The sequence below is a fragment of the Streptomyces sp. NPDC093568 genome (assembly GCF_044764945.1).
GTDB lineage: Bacteria > Actinomycetota > Actinomycetes > Streptomycetales > Streptomycetaceae > Streptomyces.
The window spans coordinates 1,562,931-1,581,345 of record NZ_JBIWJD010000001.1 but is presented as its reverse complement, the minus strand read 5'-3'; the positions used below and the strand labels follow the sequence as shown (position 1 = coordinate 1,581,345).

The following is an 18,415-nucleotide window of genomic DNA, read 5'->3' as shown; positions in this document are numbered from 1 at the left end:
CGGGCGTTCGTGGCCTGCGGTGAGGGGGTGGGCGCCGGTCAGCGGACCGGGAACTCCTTGTCGATCGGGAACTCCTGGTCGATGAGGTCCAGGAGCCGGTCGACGGGCGCGGCGGCGATGTCGGCGGCGTCCGTCGTGCGGCCGGTGCCGTGGGTCTCACGGGTGTCGTTCACGCGGCGTTCCCGTCCGGGGCCGAGGTCGGCCAGCAGGGCCCGGAGACGGTGTACCGCCCGGCGCCTGGCGGGGTGGTCCGCGGGCAGTCCGCGCAGCGCCTGTTCGAAGCCGGCGGGCCAGTCGGGCAGAGTGCCGGGCGTCTCGTCGAGGTGCTCGGCGAGCCGGGCGGCGAGCGCGGCCGGGGTGGGCTGGTCGTAGAACAGCGTGGTGGGCAGGTCCAGGCCGGTGGCGCGGCCGAGCCGGACCCGCAGCTCGGTCTCGGCGTAGGAGTCGAGGCCCAGGGAGCGCAGGGCGAGGCGGGGTTCGACGCGGCCGGGGTCGGCGTGCCCGAGTGCGGCGGCGGCCTCGGTGCGCACCAGGGTGAGCAGGGCGCGCACGCGGCGGGGCCCGGTGAGGGCCCGCAGGGCGGCCGGTTCGGCGGCGGGCCGGGAGCCGGCCGGGGCGGGAGCGGGCGAGGCCGTGCCGGCCGGGGAGGGCCAGTGGCGTTCGCGCTGGAAGGGGTAGGTGGGCAGGTCGGTGCGGTGGGCGCCGGTGCCGGTGAACAGGGCCGCCCAGTGCACGTCGCTGCCGGTGACGTGGAGCCGGGCGAGCGCGGTGAGCAGGGCCGACTCGGGGTCGGTGCCGGTGCGCTGGGCGGCGACGGTCACCACGCCGGTCCAGGCGAGCAGTTCGACGGTGCTCGCGGTGAGCGTGGCGTCGGTGCCCACCTCGAGGAAGGTGTGGACGCCCGCGTCCCGCAGGGCGGTGACGGCGTCGGCGAACCGTACGGTGTCGCTCACGTGGCCGATCCAGTGGGCGGGCGAGGCCAGGTCGGCGCCGGTGGCCGGCTTGCCGGTGAGGGTGGACACGAGCGGGACGCGCAGGGTGCGCGCCTCCAGACCGGCCAGGTCGCGTCGGTAGTCGTCGAGGGCGGCGGCCACGAGCGGGGAGTGCAGTCCGTGCGGGCCGGGCAGCACGGTGGTGGCGTGTCCCCGGGCGGCCAGGGTGTCGGCGATCCGGGCGACTTCGGCCGCCGCGCCGGAGAGCACGATCCGGTCCTGGCCGTCCACGGCGGCGACGGCGACGTGCGTGGTGAGCAGCGGTGCCACCTCGGCCTCGGTGGCGCGTACGGCGACGGTGGCGGCGGGCGCGAGCCGCTCGGCCAGCCGGACCCGGGCGGTGACGACACGACAGGCCTCGGTGAGGGACAGCGCGCCCGCGGCATGGGCGGCGGCCACCTCGCCGACGCCGTGCCCGGCGACGTGGTCGGGGGTCCGGCCGAGGGACTCCAGAAGCCGGTACAGGGCGATCTCGTGGGCGAACAGCAGGGGTTCGGCAGTGCCGGGGGTGTCGTGCTCGGCCCAGTCGGCCGGGAGGCCGGGCAGCAGCTGGTCGAAGGTGTCGCGTACGGCCACGAAGGCGCGCGCGAACACCGGGAACCGTTCGGCGAGCGCCCGGGTCCGGGCGGCGTGCGGCCCGCCGGATCCGGCGAACAGGACGGCCGACCGGCCGGGTTCGGCGACGCAGCGCGCGGCGGTGGGCGTGCCGTCGGCGGAGGCCAGCAGGACGGTGCGGTGCGGCAGCGTGGCGGCCCGGCCGGTGGCCAGCGAGAGGCCGATGTCGGCCCGGGCCCGGTCGTCGGCGGGGTCGAGGCGGCGCAGCCGGGCGACGGCCGCGTCCAGGGCGTTCGCGGACCGGGCGGAGACCACCCAGGGCACGATGTGCGGGACGCTGCCGGGCTCCGGGGCCGGATCGGGTGCGGGCGGTGCCTGTTCGAGCACGAGGTGGGCGTTGCTGCCGCCGATGCCGAAGGAGGAGACGGCCGCGCGGCGGGGCCGTCCGGTGGCGGGCCAGTCGGTGGTCTCGCGCAGCAGCCGCGCCGAGCCGGCCTCCCAGTCGACGGCCGGGGTGGGCTCGGACAGGTGCGGGGTGGCGGGCAGGACGCCGTGCCGCAGCGCGAGGACGGTCTTGATGACGCCGGCGATTCCGGCGGCGGCCTGCGCGTGCCCGACGTTGGCCTTCACGGAGCCGATGAGCAGCGGGTGTTCGCGCTCGCGGCCGTAGGTCGCAAGGAGTGCCTCGGCCTCGACGGGGTCGCCGACGCGGGTTCCGGTGCCGTGCGCCTCCACGGCGTCGATGTCGCCGGGTCCGAGCCCGGCGTCCTGGAGGGCCAGGGCGATCAGCTCGCGCTGGGCGGTGCCGCTCGGCGCGGTCAGCCGGTCGGTGGCGCCGTCGGCGTTGACGGCGGTGCCGCGGATCACGGCGAGCACGGGGCGCCCGCCGCGCCGGGCGTCCGAGAGGCGTTCCAGTACGACGACTCCGGCGCCCTCGGCCCAGGCGGTGCCGTCGGCGTCGGCGGAGAACGGCTTGCAGCGGCCGTCGGGGGCGAGGCCGCCCTGCCGGGCGTACCCGACGAGGCTGCGCGGGGTGGCGAGGACGTTGGCCCCGCCGGCCAGGGCGAGCGTGCACTCCCCGGCGCGCAGGGCGCGGACCGCGCAGTGCAGGGCGGTCAGCGAGGAGGAGGACGCGGTGTCGAGGGTCAGCGCGGGACCGCGCAGTCCGAGGACGTGGGCGAGCCGGCCGGAGGCGACGCCGGGTGCGGTGCCGGTGACGGCGCCCGCGGTGGCGTCCTCGGCGGAGCGCGCGGTGACCAGGGCGTAGTCCTCGCCGCTGACGCCGACGTAGACGCCGGTGCGGGTGCCGTGCAGCGACAGCGGGTCGATGCCGGCCCGTTCCACGGCCTCCCAGGCGGTCTCCAGGAGCAGCCGCTGCTGCGGGTCGGTCGCGACGGCCTCGCGGGGCGAGAGCCCGAAGAAGCCGGCGTCGAAGTCGGCGACGCCGTCGAGGAATCCGCCGCGCCGGGGCACGGCGGCACGGTCCGGCCCGTCGAGGGCGTCCGGGTCCCAGCCCCGGTCGGCGGGCAGCGGGCCGATGGCGTCGCGACCGGCGAGGAGCAGGTCCCACAGCTCCCCGGGGTCGGTGATCCCGCCGGGCAGCCGGCAGGCCATGGCGACGATCGCGACCGGCTCGGCGGCGACCGGGTGGTCGTGCAGGTCGAGGAACTCCAGTCCGGACAGGATGGTCATGCCGCACCGCCTCCGATGGTTCATGCACTCGACGAGACTGTTGTGGAAGGTAGGCCGGGGCGGTCTCGGTTTTCCTTAGACCTGCCCCGGCGGCCCCGCCGGGGCAGGTCCGGGTCAGTGCCCCTCGGACTCCAGGGTCCGCAGCCACTCCTCCATGAGCCGGGCGGTCTCGTGGGACCGGTCGGCGATCAGGCTCTGGTGGGTGGCGTCGATCATGCGGGTGGTGTGGGCGGGCACGGGCGGGGCCTCGTCGCCGCGGTGGACGGCGGGCATGGAGGCCGTGCAGCGGATCAGCAGGCTCGGCACTCCGGTCTTGTAGCGCTCCGCGCCGCCGGTGGTCATCCGCAGGAACCACTGGGCCATCGCCGACAGCCGGGCGCTGTCGAGCTTCACGGCGGGCTTGTCCATGTCGGCGAGGTAGTTCTCGTGGAAGAGGTCCCAGTCGACGCCCTCCCCGGCCTTGTACTCCAGGCTGAGCGTGTCGAGCAGGATCAGGCCCTCGGGCCGGATGCCCCAGGTCTCCTCCAGGACGCCCGCCGCGCGGTAGGCGAAGGTGCCGCCCATGGAGTAGCCGACGAGGACGAACGGCTCGCCCTCGCTGGCCAGCAGGGCGCTCTCGGCGATGAGCCGTACCGCGGCCTCGCTGTCGGCGGGCAGTGCCTCGCCCTCGGCGAAGCCGAGCAGGGGCAGCGCGCTGACGTGCCGACTGCCGCGGAACGGGGCCGCCATACGGGCGTACTGGTGCACGCCGCCGGTGGCGCCGGGCGCGCTGACGCAGATCAGCCGGGGCAGCGCGGCTCCCTCGGCGAGGGTGACGGGCTGCGGCAGTTCCGGTACCTCGGCTGTGAGTTCGACCTGCGGGCGGGTCGCGGCGACCGCCATCAGCAGCCGCATGGCCTGAAGGGTCTTGCCGTTCCTGACGGTGTCGAAGAACAGGTTGACGACCGAGTCGGGGGCGCTCTCGCGGGCGTTCGCGGTGAGCGTCGCGGGGCCGGCCGCCGCGCGGTTGCCGAGCGCGGCGACCTGGCCCTGGAGCCATTGGGCGAGCCGGGCGGGGGTGCGGTGGTCGAAGACGGCGGACGTCGGCACCCGCAGTCCGAGGGCCTCGCCGAGCTGGTTGCGCAGTTCCAGGGCGATGAGCGAGTCGAAGCCGAGGGTGAGGAACTCGCGGTCCGGGTCCAGGGGCCCGTCCTCGCGCCGGCCGAGGAGCACGGCGGAGGTCTCCACGATGAGGTCGGTCAGCGCCTTGTGCTGCCCCGCGGAGTCGAGTCGGGCGAGCCGGTCGCGGAGTGTGGCGAAGGACCGGGTCGCGGTGGCGGCGGTGCGCCGGCCGCCCCGCAGCAGGCCGCGCAGCAGGGGCGGTACGTCGCCTCCGGTGTGGGTCCGGTCGATCCGCAGCGGCACGAGGTGGGCGTCGTCGCGGGTGAGCGCCGCGTCGAACAGGGCCAGCCCGAGTTCGAGGCCGAGCGGCGGCGTCCCGGACCGTTCCATGCGCTGCAGGTCGGTCTCGGTCAGCCCCGCGGTCATGCCGGTGCGCCGGGCCCAGAATCCCCAGGACAGGGAGGTGGCGGGCAGGCCCTGGGCGCGGCGGTGGACGGCGAGGGCGTCGAGGTAGGCGTTGGCGGCGGAGTAGCCGGCCTGCGCCTGGCTGCCGAGGACGCCGGAGACCGAGGAGTACAGGACGAACGCGTCGAGGTCCAGGTCGCGGGTGGCCCGGTGCAGATGCCAGGCGCCGTCGGCCTTGGGCCGCAGGACGGCGGAGGCCCGCTCCGGGGTGAGCGAGGGCAGCACACCGTCGTCGAGGGCGCCGGCGGTGTGCACGACGGCGGTCAGCGGATGCTCGGCGGGCACCGCGGCGAGCAGCGCGTCCACGGCGCCCGCGTCGGCCACGTCGCAGGCCGTGACGGTCACCGAGGCGCCGGCGGCGGTGAGTTCGGCGCGCAGGGTGTCGGCGCCGGGCGCGGCCTCGCCGCCCCGGGAAGCCAGCAGCAGCCGGCGTACACTGTGCCGGGTGACCAGGTGCCGGGCGAGTTCGCCGCCGAGGCCGCCGGTGCCGCCGGTGATGAGGACGGTGCCGTCCGGGTTCCAGTCGGCGACACCGCCGGTGCGGCCGGCCGGCTCGGTCCGGGCGAGCCTGGGCACGCGCGGCCGGCCCGCGCGGAGCGCCCACTGCTCCTCCTCGGCCACGAGCACGGTGGGCAGGGCCGTGGCGGAGGTCTCCGCCTCGTCGAGGTCGACCAGGACGAAGCGGCCCGGGTTCTCCGACTGGGCGGAGCGGACCAGGCCCCACACGGCGGCGGCGGCCGGGTCGGGCAGGTCACCGCCGTCGGGCGCGACGGCGCCGCGGGTGACGAGCAGCAGCCGCGAGCGGTCGAGCCGTTCGTCGGCGAGCCACTCCTGGAGCAGCGTCAGAGTCCGCGAGACGGTGTCGTGCACGGCGTCGGGTCCTTCGCCACCGGTGACGCAGACGAGGAAGCCGTGCGGGACGGGCCCGTTGTCGCCGTCCTCGCCGATGGCGGCGGCGAAGGTCTCGGCGTAGGCGACCACGCTCTCACCGGCGAGGGCCAGGGCCTGGCCGAGTCCGTGGGCGTCGTCACCGACGACGGCCCAGCGGGCGCCCGCGGGTGCGGTCAGGCCGGCCGGCGCCGGTTCCCAGGCGAGGTGCAGCAGCGCCTCGCGCGGGTCGTCGGCTGGGGTGGTGGCGCTCTGGTCGGTGCCGGCGCGCAGGGTGAGGGTGCCGACGGTGACGACGGGGTCGCCCTCGACGTCCGTGGCGGTGATGGTGAGGGTGTCGGGTCCGGTGCGGACGATGCGGGCGCGCAGCACGGTGGCGCCGGACGCGTGCAGGCTGACGTCCTGCCAGCTGAACGGCAGCGTCCGCTCGTGGTTCTCCGCGCCGGCGTGGACACCGGCGTGCAGGACGGCGTCCAGGAGCGCCGGGTGCAGCCCGAACCCCTGGGTGCCGCCGGCCGGTTCGGGCAGGACGACCTCGGCGTAGGCGTCGTCGTCGAGCCGCCACACGCCGCGCAGTCCCTGGAAGGCGGGCCCGTAGTCGAGCCCGGCGCGGGCGTAGCGGCGGTAGATGTCGCTCACGTCGATCTCGGTGGCGCCGGCCGGCGGCCACTCGGTGGTGCCGAGCGGGTCCGGGGTGACGGGATCGCCGGAGAGGACGCCCGTGGCGTGCAGTTGCCAGGGCGCGTCGCCGCGGGCCGGCCGGGAGTGGAACCGTATGCCGCGCCGGCCCTCCTCGTCCGCCGCGCCGACCCGGACCTGCACCTGTACGGAGCCGCGTTCGGGCAGGACCAGCGGGGCGGCGACGGTGAGTTCGTCGACCCGGCCGCAGTCGGCGGCGTCGGCCGCGCGGACGGCGAGTTCGAGGAACCCGGTGCCGGGGAAGAACACGGCGCCGGACACCCGGTGCTGGCCGAGCCAGGGCTGCGCGGACAGGGACAGGGTGCCGGTGAGGACCAGGTCCCCGGAGTCGGCGACGGTGACGGCGGCGCCGAGCAGCGGGTGCCCGGTCGCGTCGAGTCCGGCGCCCGACACGTCGGTGGTCGTCGCCCCGGCCGTGGGCCAGTACCGCTGCCGCTGGAAGGCGTACGTGGGCAGGTCGACCGCCTTGGCCCGGTCGAGTCCTGCGACCGCCGTCCAGTCCACGGGGACGCCGCGTACGAAGGCCTCGGCTAGGGAGACGAGCAGCCGGTCCGTGCCGTCCTCGCCGCGCCGCAGCGTTCCGACGGCGACGGCGCGGGCACCGGCCGACTCCGCGCAGGACTGGACGGCGCCGGTGAGCACGGGATGCGGTGAGCACTCCACGAACCGCGTGCAGCCCTGGTCGAGCAGCGCCCGCACGGCGTCGGAGAACCGCACCGTCCGGCGCAGACTGCGGTACCAGTACTCGCCGTCGGTCGCGGCGGTGTCCAGGCGCTGACCGGTGACGGTGGACAGCAGCGGGATCCGCGGGGCGCGGGGGGTGAGGGGCGCGAGGTCGGTGAGCAGGTCGGCGTGCAGGTCCGTCACATGGGCGGAGTGCGAGGCGTAGTCGACGGCGATGCGCTTGACGCGGACCCCTTCGGCGGTGAGCCGGCCGAAGAACTCGTCGAGGGACTCGGCGTCGCCGCTGACGACGACGGCGTCGGGCGCGTTGACCGCGGCGAGGGACAGCCGGCCGTCCCAGGCGGCGATGAGGGGTTCGACGTCGGCGGCGGGCAGCGGGACCGCGATCATGCCGCCGCGTCCGGCGAGCCGGCGCGCGATGGCCCGGCTGCGCAGGGCCACGACGCGGGCCCCGTCGGTCAGGGACAGGGCCCCGGCGACGACTGCCGCGGCGATCTCGCCCTGGGAGTGTCCGACGACCGCGTCCGGCACGACACCGTGCGCCTCCCAGACGGCGGCGAGCGCGACCATGACCGCCCAGGTGGCCGGCTGGACGACGTCCACGCGCTCGAGTGCGGGGGCGCCCTCGGTGCCGCGCAGGACGTCGACGAGGGACCAGTCGGTGAACTCGGCGAGGGCGGCGGCGCATTCGGCGATCCGCGCGGCGAACACCGGGGACTCCTCCAGCAGCCGGGCTCCCATGCCGGCCCACTGGGCGCCCTGCCCGGGGAAGACGAGCACGGTACGGCCCTCGCTCTCGGCGGTGCCCCGCACCACACCGGCGGCCGGCGCGTCGCCCTCGGCGAGCGCGTCGAGTCCGGCGAGAAGGGCGTCACGTCCGGCGCCGACGACGACGGCGCGGTGCTCGAAGACGGCCCGGGTGGTGGCGAGGGAGTACGCGGTGTCGGCGAGGTCGGCCGGGTCTGCGGAACCCGGGGTGAGATCGGCGACGAGCGCGGCGGCCTGCCCGCGCAACGCGGCGGGAGTGCGGGCGGACAGGACGAAGGGCAGCGGCCGCTCGCCCGGCGCGGCAGGAGCTTCTTCTCCCGTCGTCGACGCGCCGGAACCGGCCTGTTCGAGGACGACGTGCGCGTTGGTGCCGCTGATGCCGAACGAGGAGACGCCCACCCGGCGGGGCCGACCCGTGGCGGGCCAGGGGACGGCCCGGTCCAGCAGGGACACGGGGCCGCTCGACCAGTCGACGTGCGAGGACGGCGTCTCGACGTGCAGGGTGGGCGGCAGGGTGCCGTGCCGCAGCGCCATGACGGTCTTGATGACGCCGGCGACTCCGGCGGCGGCCTGGGTGTGGCCGATGTTGGACTTCACCGACCCGAGCAACAGCGGCCGTTCGCGTTCGGGGGTGCCGAAGACCGCCATCAGGGCCTCGGCCTCGATGGGGTCGCCGAGCGTGGTGCCGGTGCCGTGGGCCTCGACGGCGTCGATGTCCGCCGGGGTGAGTCCGGCGGTGGCCAGGGCCTGCCGGATGACACGCTGCTGTGAGGGGCCGTTGGGGGCACTGAGCCCGTTGGAGGCACCGTCCTGGTTGACGGCGGAGCCGCGCACCACGGCGAGGACGCGGTGGCCGTGGCGTTCGGCGTCGGACAGCCGCTCGACGACGAGGACGCCGGCCCCTTCGGACCAGCCGGTGCCGTCGGCGGCGTCGGAGAACGCCTTGCAGCGGCCGTCGCCGGACAGACCGCCCATGGCGGTGAAGCCGGAGAAGCTGGAGGAGCTGGTCATCACGGTGACACCGCCGGCCAGGGCGAGTTCGCACTCGCCGCCGCGCAGCGCCTGCGCCGCCAGATGCAGCGACACCAGCGACGAGGAACACGCCGTGTCGATCGTGGCGGCCGGGCCCTCCAGGCCGAACACGTAGGCGATACGGCCGGACATGACGCTGGCCGCGAGGCCGGTGCCGAGGTGGGTCTCCATGTTCTCGGCGGACCGTGCGACGAGTTCGGCGTAGTCCTGGCCGTTGGTGCCGACGAACACGCCGGTGCGGCTGCCCCGCAGTGTGTGCGGGTCGATGCCGGCGCGTTCGAAGGCCTCCCAGGTGGTCTCCAGCAGGACGCGCTGCTGCGGGTCCATCGCGAGGGCCTCGCGCGGGCTGATGCCGAAGAACTCGGGGTCGAAGTCGGCGACGTCGCGCAGGAATCCGCCCTCGGCGGTGGCGCTGTGCCCGCGCCCCGAGCCGGCCAGGACGTCGAGGTCCCAGCCCCGGTCGGCCGGGAACGGTCCGATGGCGTCCCGGCCGCCGGCGACCAGGTCCCACAGGTCCTCCGGGGAGCGCACGTCACCGGGGAAGCGGCAGGCCATGCCGACGATCGCGAGGGGTTCGTCGGCGGCTGCCCGGGCCACGGGCAGGGGCGCGGACGCGGCCGGCTCGCCGAGCAGTGTGTCTAGGAGGTGCTCGGCGAGGGTCCGGGGCCTCGGGTGGTCGAAGAGCAGGCCGGCCGGGAGCGGCAGGCCGGTGACGCGGGCCAGCCGGGTGCGCAGTTCCATCGAGGTCAGCGAGTCGAAGCCGAGGTCCTGGAACGGTTTGTCCGGCCGGATCGCGGCGGGGTCGGGGTGGGCGAGGACGGCGGCGGCCTGGGTGCGCACCAGGTCGAGCAGCAGCGGCAGCCGCTCCCCGGGGGCCGTCGCGTGCACCCGGTCCCGGAGCGCACGGCGGGCCTCCGCTCCCGCCGAACGGGAGGTGCGGGCGGTGCGCAGGGCCTCCTGACCGGCGGGGAGCGCGGCCAGCGCGGGCGAGGGGCGGAGGCTGAACAGCGCCTGGAGGAACGGCGGGTGCTGGAGGTCGGCGACCACGGTGACGGGGTGTGGTTCGGCGACGAGTTCGGCGAGCGCGGTGAGCGCCGCGGCGGGGTCGAGCAGTGTCGCCCCGGAGGTTCGTTCCGTGTCCTGGAGTCCGGCGGCCATGCCACCGCCGCCCCAGGCACCCCAGGCGACGGAGGTGGCGGGCAGTCCCTCGGCCCGCCGTCGCTGCGCGAGCGCGTCGAGCACGGTGTTCGCGGCGGCATAGTTGCCCTGCCCCGGGTTGCCGACCGCACCGGCCACCGACGAGAACAGCACGAACGCCGACAGGTCGAACTCTCGCGTCAACTCGTCCAGCAGCAGGGCCGGTTGGACCTTCGACCGGAAGACGTCGGTGAACCTGTCGGGAGTCAGCCCGTCCAGTACGGCGTCGTCGAGCACACCGGCGGCGTGCACCACGGCGGTCAGCGGCACGTCCGCCGGGACCGCCTCCACAACCGCAGAGAGCTCGCCATGGTCGGCCGTGTCGCACGCGGCGATCGTGACCCGCGCACCGAGCCCGGTCAGCTCGGCCTCCAACTCCTCAGCCCCGGGCGCCTGTCGGCCCCGACGGCTGAGCAGCAGCAGATGCTCAGCCCCCTGCCGCGCAGCCCACCGGGCCACATGACCACCCAACGCACCCGTACCACCGGTGATCAACACCGTTCCGGACGGCTCCCACACCGGCGCCCGCTCCACACCCGGCACCGGCACGAAACGTCGGCCGAAGGCACCGGCGCCCCGCACGGCGACCTCGTCCTCCTCGCCGGCGCCGCTCAACAGCCCGGTGAACCGGCGCAGCGCGGCCTCGTCCGGCTCCCCGGGGAGGTCGATCAGACCGCCCCAGCGGTCGGGGTACTCCAGCGCGGCGACCCGCCCCAGACCCCACAGCGCGGCCTGTGCGGGATCGACGGGGCCGTCTCCGGGCCCGGTGCTGACGGCGCGGCTGGTCACGGCCCACACGGGCGCGGCGAGTCCGGCGTCGTCGAGGGCCTGGAGGAGCAGGGCCGTCGCGGGCGCCCCGGCAGGAACCTCGCCGGACAGCGTGGTGGTGTCGGCGGCCAGCAGCGAGACGACCCGGGTGACCTGCGGCGCGGAGGCATCTTCGGGGACGAACTGCCGCAGTCGCGCCGTGAGTTCGGCGCGGTCGGCGGCGTCCAGGACAAGCGTGGCGGTGTCGGCGCCGAGCGCGTCGACGACGGCGAGGGCCCAGGGTGCGACAGCCCCCTCCGCGGGCAGGATCGCGAGCCGGATGCCGTCCCGGCGGCCGGTTGCCGTGGCGGTCAGCGGCTGCCAGGTCTCACGGTGCCGCCAGGAGTCGACGGTCGTACGCACCAGGCTGCGGCTACGCCACGAGGACAGCGCGGGGACGATCGCGTCGAGCGCGTCCGGCGTCACGTCGAGCCGCCCGGCCAGAGCCTGGACGTCCGCACGCTCCACGGCGGCCCAGAACTCCGCGTCCACGCCCGAGCCCTGCGGTGCCGGCTCGGCGGCCTCGGGCCAGTAACGAGCCCGCTGGAAGGGGTAGGTGGGCAGGTCGACGCGGCGGGCGCCGGTGTCCGCGAACAGCGCGGGCCAGTCCACCGGGACACTGGAGACGTACAGCCTGGCCAGCGCCGTCACGGCCGCCGTCTCCTCGTCCCGGTCGCGCCGCAGCAGCGGCACGGCGTCCTCGACCAGAGGCGTCAGGACGGCGTCCGGACCGACCTCCAGGAAGTGCCGCACACCCGCGCCGGCCAGGACATCCAGACCGTCGGCGAACCGCACGGTCTCCCGGACGTGCCGCACCCAGTGATCGACGGAACGTCCGTCACCACCGGGCAGATTGGACACGAACCGCACGCTGGGCTCCCCGAAGACAACCCCGGCGAGGGCAGCGCGGAAGTCGTCCAGCATCGGGTCCATCAACGGCGAGTGAAAGGCGTGACTCACCGAGAGCCGCGACTGCCGCCGCTCCCCCAACCCCGCCAGCACCCGCCCCACACCGTCCTCGGTACCCGAAAGCACCACAGCACGCGGCCCGTTGACCGCCGCCAACGCCACATCGGCACCGAGCAGCCCACGCACCTCGTCCTCGGCCGCCTCCACAGCGACCATCGCCCCACCCTCGGGCAACGCCTCCATCAACCGCGCCCGCGCCGACACCAGCACACACGCATCCGCCAAGGACAACACCCCAGCCACATGCGCCGCCGCGATCTCACCCACCGAGTGACCGGCCACGTACTTGGGCCTGACGCCGAGCGACTCGACGAGCCGGTACAGGGCGACCTCGACGGCGAACAGCGCCCGCTGGGCGACACCCGTGCGCTCCAACGCGTCCGCATCGTCGCCCCACATCACCTCCCGCACGCCGTCACCGAGTTCGTCGAGTACGGCGTTCAGGGCGTCGGCGAACACCGGGAAGCGGTCGTACAACTCCCGTCCCATGCCGAGCCGTTGGGCACCCTGACCGGAGAACAGCACGGCGAGGGGGCCGGGGTCGGCGACCGATCGTGCGGCCTCGGTGAGTCCGTCCGCGGTGGCGAGCAGGACGGCCCGGTGAGGGAAGGCGTCGCGGCCGACGGCCAGGGAGTGGCCGACGTCCACGGCCTCGCGGCCCTCGGCGTGGGCGCGGATCCGGTCGAGCTGGGCGTCCAGCGCGCTCTCGCCGGTGGCGGTGACGGGCCACGGCACCGCGCGCGGGGTGACGGTCACCGGCTCCGGCTCCGCGGGCTGCGGCTCCGGGGCCTGTTCGAGGACGACGTGGGCGTTGGTGCCGCTGATGCCGAAGGAGGACACTCCGACGCGGCGCGGGCGACCGGTGCCGGGCCATTCGGTGTTGGCGGTGGCGAGTTCGACGGCGCCCGTGGTCCAGTCGACGTGCGACGAGGGCACGTCGGCGTGCAGGGTGCGGGGCACGATGCCGTGGCGTAGGGCCATGACGGTCTTGATGAGTCCGGCGGCGCCGGCCGCGGCCTGGGTGTGCCCGATGTTGGACTTCACCGAGCCCAGCAGCAGCGGCCGTTGACGATCCTGACCGTAGGTCGCGAGCAGGGCCTGCGCCTCGATGGGATCACCCAGCCGCGTCCCCGTGCCGTGCGCCTCCACCACGTCCACGTCGGCGGCCGACAGCCCGGCCGACGCCAGCGCCTGCCGGATCACCCGCTGCTGCGAAGGCCCGTTCGGCGCCGTCAAACCATTCGACGCACCGTCCTGATTGACCGCGGAGCCCTTCACGACGGCGAGGACCGGATGCCCGTGCCGCACGGCGTCAGACAGCCTTTCGAGTACGACCACGCCGACACCCTCGGACCAGCCGGTGCCGTCGGCGTCGTCGGAGAACGCCTTGCAGCGGCCGTCCTCGGCGAGGCCGCCGTGGTGGCGGAAGCCCGCGAAGGCGGCGGACGTGGTCATCACGGTGACACCGCCGGCCAGCGCCAGGGAGCACTCGCCGCTGCGCAGCGCCTGCGCCGCCAGATGCAGCGAGACCAGGGAGGACGAGCAGGCCGTGTCGACGGTGACCGCCGGGCCTTCGAGGCCGAAGACGTAAGCGAGGCGCCCGGAGATCACGCTGGCCGCGAGCATGACACCGCGGCCCTCCATGTCCTTGGCGCGGGCGAGGAGGTGGTGGTAGTCGACGGCGTTGCTGCCGACGAACACGCCGGTGCGGCTGCCCCGCAACGAGCCCGGGGCGATGCCGGCCCGTTCGAACGCCTCCCAGCCGGTCTCCAGCAGCAGCCGCTGCTGCGGGTCCATGGCGACGGCCTCGCGCGGGCTGATCCCGAAGAACTCGGGGTCGAAGTCGGCGGCGTCGTGCAGGAAGCCGCCCTCGCCCTGGATCTCCCAGCCACGGTCGGTCGGGAAGGCGGAGATCGCGTCGGTACCGGAGGCGACCAGGTCCCACAGCTGCTCGGGGGTCTGGACCCCGCCCGGGAAACGGCAGGCCATGCCGACCACGACGACCGGGTCCTCGGCGGTGTCGGCGGGCTCGGCGGCGGGCAGCGGGCCGTCCGACTCGTCCTGGCTGCCGAGGAGTTCGGCGACGAGGTGCTCGGCGAGGGTGCGGGGCCGGGTGAAGTCGAAGAGCAGGCTGGCGGGGAGGGCGAGGCCGGTGGCGCGGGCGAGCTGGTTGCGCAGCTCCATCGACGTCAGGGAGTCGAAGCCGATGTCGTGGAAGGCGCGTTCGGCGTCCACGGACTCCGCCGCGGCGTGGCCGAGGACGCCGGCGGCGTGCGTGCGGACCAGTTCGAAGAGGAGCGGGACACGCTCGTCCTCGGGGGCGGCGTACATCTTGCGGCGCAGGACGGAGGCGGCGGAGCGGGTGTCGTCGCGGAGCCTGCGGGCCTCGGCGCGGGCCTCCTCGGCGGCGGGCAGGGCACTGAGGGCGGCGCAGGGCCGGATGCTGAACAGCATCCGCAGGGTGTCCCGCTGCTGGAGGTCGGCGACGACGGTCACGGGTGCGGTGCCGGCCGCGAGTTCGGCGAGCACGCCGAGGGCGAGCCCGGGTTCCAGGGCGGTGGTGCCGGTCTCGCGCAGTGCCTCGGTCATCCCGGCGGCCATGCCGCCGCCGTCCCAGGCACCCCAGGCGACCGAGGTGGCGGGCAGCCCCTCGGCCCGCCGCCGCTGCGCGAGCGCGTCGAGCACGGTGTTCGCGGCGGCATAGTTGCCCTGCCCCGGGTTGCCGACCGCACCGGCCACCGACGAGAACAGCACGAACGCCGACAGGTCGTGCTCCCGGGTCAGTTCGTCCAGCAGCAGCGCGGGATTGACCTTGGCGCGGAACACGGCGCCGAAGCGCTGCGGGGTGAGCCCGTTGAGCACGGCGTCGTCCAGGACGCCGGCGGCGTGCACCACGGCGGTGAGCGGCGCATCGGCCGGGATCGCCTCCAGAGCCGCCGAGAGCTCGGCGCGGACGGCCGTGTCGCACGCGGCGATCGTCACCCGCGCACCGAGCCCGGTCAGCTCGGCCTCCAACTCCTCAGCCCCCGGCGCCTGCCGGCCCCGACGGCTGAGCAGCAGCAGATGCTCAGCCCCCTGCCGCGCAGCCCACCGGGCCACATGACCACCCAACGCACCCGTACCACCGGTGATCAACACCGTGCCGGACGGCTCCCACACCGGCGCCTGCTCGATGCCCGGCGCCGCGACAAGTCGACGGCCGAAGACGCCCGTGCTCCGCACGGCGACCTCGTCCTCCTCGCCGGCGCCGCTCAACAGCCCGGCGAACCGGCGCAGCGCGGCCTCGTCCGGCTCCCCGGGCAGGTCGATCAGACCGCCCCAGCGGTCGGGGTACTCCAGCGCCGCGACCCGCCCCAGACCCCACAGCGCGGCCTGCAGGGGCCGTACCGTCTCCTGGGGCGAGACGGCGACCGCACCGCGGGTGGCGGCCCAGATCCGGGTGCGGATCCCGGCGTCGTCCATCGCCTGCAGCAGTACGGCGGTGTCGACGAGGCCGACCGGGACGCTGGTCCAGCGGGTGGCGTCGGTGCCGGCGAGCAGGGAGAGGACGCCCGTGAAGCGGGTGCCGTCGGCGGTGAGCCGGGACAGTTCCCCGGCGAGTTCGCCTCGCGCGGGCCGCTTGCCCAGTCTGATGGACACGGTGTCGGGGCCGAGCGCGGCGGACACGGCGTCCAGCCAGGCGCCGTCGGTGTCGGGCCCGTCGAGGGGCAGGACGACCAGCCAGGTGCCGGACGGTCCGGCCGGAGGCGTGGTCCGCAACGGCTGCCAGGTCTCGCGGAAGCGCAGCGCGTCGGACAGCGAGCGGGCGCGGCGCTTGCTGCGCCAGGCGGACAGCGCGGGGACGACGCCGCCGAGCGCCTCGGCGCCGATGTCCAGGCGTGCGGCGAGCGCCGCCAGGTCCTCGCGTTCGACGGCGGACCAGAAGTCGGCGTCCACGCCGTCGCCGTGACCGTTCCCGGACGGGAGCACCGCGTCGGCGGGTTCGGGCCAGTAGCGCTCGTGCTGGAAGGGGTAGGTGGGCAGGTCGACGCGGCGGGCGCCGGTGCCCGCGAACAGCGCGGGCCAGTCCACCGGGACGCCGTCGGCGTACAGCCTGGCCAGCGCCGTCACGGCCGCCGTCTCCTCGTCCCGGTCCCGCCGCAGCAGCGGCACGGCGTCCTCGACCAAAGGCGTCAGGACGGCATCCGGACCGACCTCCAGGAAGTGCCGCACACCCTCGCCGGCCAGGACATCCAGACCGTCGGCGAACCGCACGGTCTCCCGGACGTGCCGCACCCAGTGATCGACGGAACGTCCGTCACCACCGGGCAGATTGGACACGAACCGCACGCTGGGCTCCCCGAAGACAACCCCGGCGAGGGCAGCGCGGAAGTCGTCCAGCATCGGGTCCATCAACGGCGAGTGGAACGCATGGCTCACCGAGAGCCGCGACTGCCGCCGCTCCCCCAACCCCGCCAGCACCCGCCCCACACCGTCCTCGGTACCCGAAAGCACCACAGCACGCGGCCCGTTCACCGCAGCCAACGACACATCGGCACCGAGCAGCCCGCGCACCTCGTCCTCGGCCGCCTCCACAGCGACCATCGCCCCACCCTCGGGCAGCCCCTCCATCAACCGCGCCCGCGCCGACACCAGCACACACGCATCCGCCAACGACAACACCCCAGCCACATGAGCGGCCGCGATCTCACCCACCGAGTGACCGGCCACGTAGTCGGGGGTCACTCCGAGCGACTCGACAAGGCGGTACAGGGCGACCTCGACGGCGAACAGGGCTGGCTGGGCAACGCCCGTGCGCTCCAACGCGGCCTGGTCGTCGCCCCACATCACCTCCCGCACGGCGGACGGCAGTTCGGCCAGCACCTCGTCCAGGGCCTGCGCGAACACCGGGAAGCGGTCATACAACTCCCGTCCCATGCCGAGCCGTTGGGCACCCTGACCGGAGAACAGCACGGCGAGCGGCCCCTTCCGGGCCTCGCCCCGGGCCACTTCGAGGGGCTGTCCTCCCGTCGCGAGCAGCACCGCGCGGTGCTCGAAGGCCGAGCGTGCGGTGGCCAGCGAGTGGCCGACGTCCAGGGCCGGACGGCCGTCCGCGTGTGCGCGGATCCGGTGGAGCTGGTCGTCGAGCGCGGCCTCGGTGCGAGCGGACACGGGCCAGGGCACGACCGCGGGGGTGACCGTGGCCGGCTCCGGGTCGGCGGTGGTGGCCGGGGTGTGCTGCTCGACGATGACGTGGGCGTTGGTGCCGCTGATGCCGAAGGACGAGATGCCGACGCGGCGCGGGTGGCCGGTGTCGGGCCATTCGGTCGCGGCGGTGAGGAGTTCGACGGCGCCCTCGGTCCAGTCGACGTGGCTGGAGGGGCGGCCGACGTGCAGGGTGGGCGGCAGGACGCCGTGCCCGAGGGACATGACGGCCTTGATGAGTCCCGCGGCGCCGGCCGCGGCCTGGGTGTGCCCGATGTTGGACTTCACCGAGCCCAGCAGCAGCGGCCGTTGACGATCCTGACCGTAGGTCGCGAGCAGGGCCTGCGCCTCGATGGGATCGCCGAGCCGCGTCCCGGTGCCGTGCGCCTCGACCGCGTCCACTTCGCCGGCCGACAGCCCGGCCGACGCCAGCGCCTGCCGGATCACCCGCTGCTGCGAAGGCCCGTTCGGCGCCGTCAAACCGTTCGACGCACCGTCCTGATTGACCGCGGAGCCCTTCACGACGGCGAGGATGCGGCGGCCGTTGCGCAGCGCGTCCGAGAGCTTCTCCAGTACGACGACGCCGATGCCCTCCGACCAGGTGGTGCCGTCGGCGTCGTCGGAGAAGGCCTTGCAGCGGCCGTCGGCCGCGAGGCCGCCTTGCACGTCGAAGCCCGCGAACGCGGCCGGCGTCGTCATCACGGTGACACCGCCGGCCAGCGCCAGGGAGCACTCGCCGCCGCGCAGCGCCTGCGCCGCCAGGTGCAGCGACACCAGCGACGAGGAACACGCCGTGTCGACGGTGACCGCCGGGCCGACCAGCCCGAGGACGTAGGCGACGCGGCCGGATATCACGCTGGCGGCGAGGCCGGTGCCGGCGTGTCCTGAGAGGTCCTCCTTCGCGGTGTGCACGAGGCGGACGTAGTCCTGGCCGTTGGTGCCGACGAAGACGCCCGTCTGGCTGCCGCGCAGCGCGACCGGGTCGATGCCGGACCGTTCGAACGCCTCCCACGACGTCTCGAGCAGCAGCCGCTGCTGCGGGTCCATCGCGAGCGCCTCACGCGGGCTGATGCCGAAGAAGCCCGCGTCGAAGCCGTCGGCGTCGTCGAGGAAGCCGCCGCGGCCCTGGAGGTCCCAGCCGCGGTCGGCGGGGAACGCGGAGATGGCGTCGGTGCCGGAGGCGACCAGGTCCCACAGCTGCTCGGGGGTGCGGACGCCGCCGGGGAAACGGCAGGCCATGCCGACCACCGCGACGGGCTCGTGGCGTCCCGACTCGGCCTCGTCGAGACGCCGCCGGGTCTCGTGCAGGTCAGCGGTGACGTACCTGAGGTACTCGACGAGTTTTGCTTCGTCCGGCATGGTCAATGCCCTTTCCTCGGTGA

The 18,415-nt window shown here is 75.1% G+C and carries 2 protein-coding genes; both read right to left on the bottom strand.

The window, feature by feature from the left end:
* Positions 1-38: 38 nt before the first annotated feature.
* On the bottom strand, positions 39-3,239 hold the full coding sequence (locus tag ACIRD7_RS06425) for a type I polyketide synthase (protein WP_403450479.1): 3,201 nt from the start codon (positions 3,237-3,239) through the stop codon (positions 39-41).
* Positions 3,240-3,353: 114 nt separating this feature from the next.
* A complete protein-coding gene (locus ACIRD7_RS06420) occupies positions 3,354-18,398 on the bottom strand; it encodes a type I polyketide synthase (RefSeq protein WP_403450476.1) in 15,045 nt (5,014 codons plus the stop codon).
* Positions 18,399-18,415 lie beyond the last annotated feature (17 nt).

What these genes read in the sequence shown, in the direction of transcription:
- ACIRD7_RS06425 (WP_403450479.1), bottom strand. Translation starts at nt 3,239, where the DNA reads ATGACCATCCTGTCCGGACTGGAGTTCCTCGACCTGCACGACCACCCG.